At 57.8% G+C, this 1,560-nt stretch carries 1 protein-coding gene; it reads left to right on the top strand.

The genetic code is table 11. The features are described 5' to 3' along the window. Nucleotides 1-95: 95 nt before the first annotated feature. On the top strand, nt 96-1,397 hold the full coding sequence (locus tag IE079_RS18640) for an IS1380 family transposase (RefSeq protein ID WP_189578638.1): 1,302 nt from the start codon (nt 96-98) through the stop codon (nt 1,395-1,397). Nucleotides 1,398-1,560: the final 163 nt, after the last annotated feature.

The following is a 1,560-nucleotide window of genomic DNA, read 5'->3' as shown; positions in this document are numbered from 1 at the left end:
CCCGGATTTCTCACTGGGGATAAAAGAAAGCGGCTGAAAGTGCTATGGTTTCAAGAGCCTAACCAATCCACCAAGCACCAACAGCCGCTTCCAAAATGGTACCTGAAAAACTGACCTTCTCGCCACTCGTACGCCGCCAGATTGAAGCCGATTTCTCCGGTGGCCACATTACCTCCGATGCCGGATTACTGCTGCTCCGTGAAGTCGACAAGCAGCATCGACTGACTCGTCGCCTGGCCTCAGTACTGCAAGACCCACGAACACCGGAAATGGTCCGCCACAGGCTGGACACCATGGTTCGCCAGCGGGTCTTCGGCGTGGCGGCCGGTTATGAAGACCTCAATGACCACGAAGCCCTGCGCTTTGATCAGGCACTTCAAACAGCGGTTGGCCAGGACAATGATCTGGCCGGCAAATCCACGCTATGTCGGATGGAGCAGCGAGCAGACCGGCAGGCGGTGGTGAAGGCCCACGAGCTGCTCTGGCACCACTTCATTGAGCAGCATGACGAGCCGCCGAAGGAAATTGTGTTGGACTTTGATGGCACCGATATTCCGGTCCACGGGGATCAGCCGGGTAAGTTCTTCAACGGTTACTACGATCACCATTGCTACTTTCCGCTGTACGTGTTCTGTGGTCGCCACCTGCTGGTCAGTTACCTGCGCACCAGCAACCGCAGCGACAGCCGGCACAGCTGGGCGATCCTGGCACTACTGGTGCGGTTTATCCGGCAGTACTGGCCAGATACCCGCATCGTGTTCCGTGGTGACAGTGGTTTTTATCGCCCCCGGATCCTGAGTTGGTGTGACCGGAACAACGTCGATTACATCGTGGGCATCAGCAAGAACAGCCGCCTGCTCAAGGAAGTGGACGTGCCCATGATGCTGGTGCGCAAAGCGCACCGGCAGCTGGATGAAAAGGTGGCACAGACCTTCCGCTTCCAGTACCAGGCCAAGTCCTGGAAATACCCTCGCTGGGTGGTGGCGCGTCTGGAAGAAGGCGAGCTGGGCTCCAATCCCCGGTTCATCATCAGCTCCCGTTACGATGACGGCTTCAAGCTCTACTACGAGCAGTACTGTGCCCGGGGTGACATGGAAAACCGGATCAAGGACCAGCAACTGAGCCTGTTTGCTGATCGCACCTCCAGCACCCACTGGTGGACCAACCAGTGGCGATTGATCCTGTCGGGCTTTGCCTACACCTTGTTCGAACGGCTGCGGAGCCACCTGAGGAAGACACCGTTCGAGCGCATGAGCGCCAGCACACTGAGACTCAAGCTGATCAAGGTGGGTGCGGTGATCATCCGCAATACCCGTCGAGTTCGGGTGCTGATGAGTGATGCCTACCCGTACAAAGATGAACTCTCAGATCTGGTGCGCCGACTGGTTCCGGGATAGAACCCTGGGCTCCCCCGGCCCGACGCAATGGGGGAAAGGGGGTAGTGTGTCCGGAGGACCGCTACTGATTAAATATTAAGCGGTTAGACCCTGACCTGAACCGGTATGGCGATAGGTCGACCCGTCTGCGAGACTTGTTGGCGGCCTATGAGAAATCCGGGCT

It is taken from the genome of Marinobacter zhanjiangensis (assembly GCF_014651935.1).
GTDB classification, from domain to species: Bacteria; Pseudomonadota; Gammaproteobacteria; order Pseudomonadales; family Oleiphilaceae; genus Marinobacter; species Marinobacter zhanjiangensis.
This window is presented reverse-complemented; position numbering and strand designations above follow the sequence as displayed.

Excerpts from the sequence above, each read along its gene's own strand:
- IE079_RS18640 (WP_189578638.1), top strand. The coding sequence starts at position 96 with ATGGTACCTGAAAAACTGACCTTCTCGCCACTCGTACGCCGCCAGATT.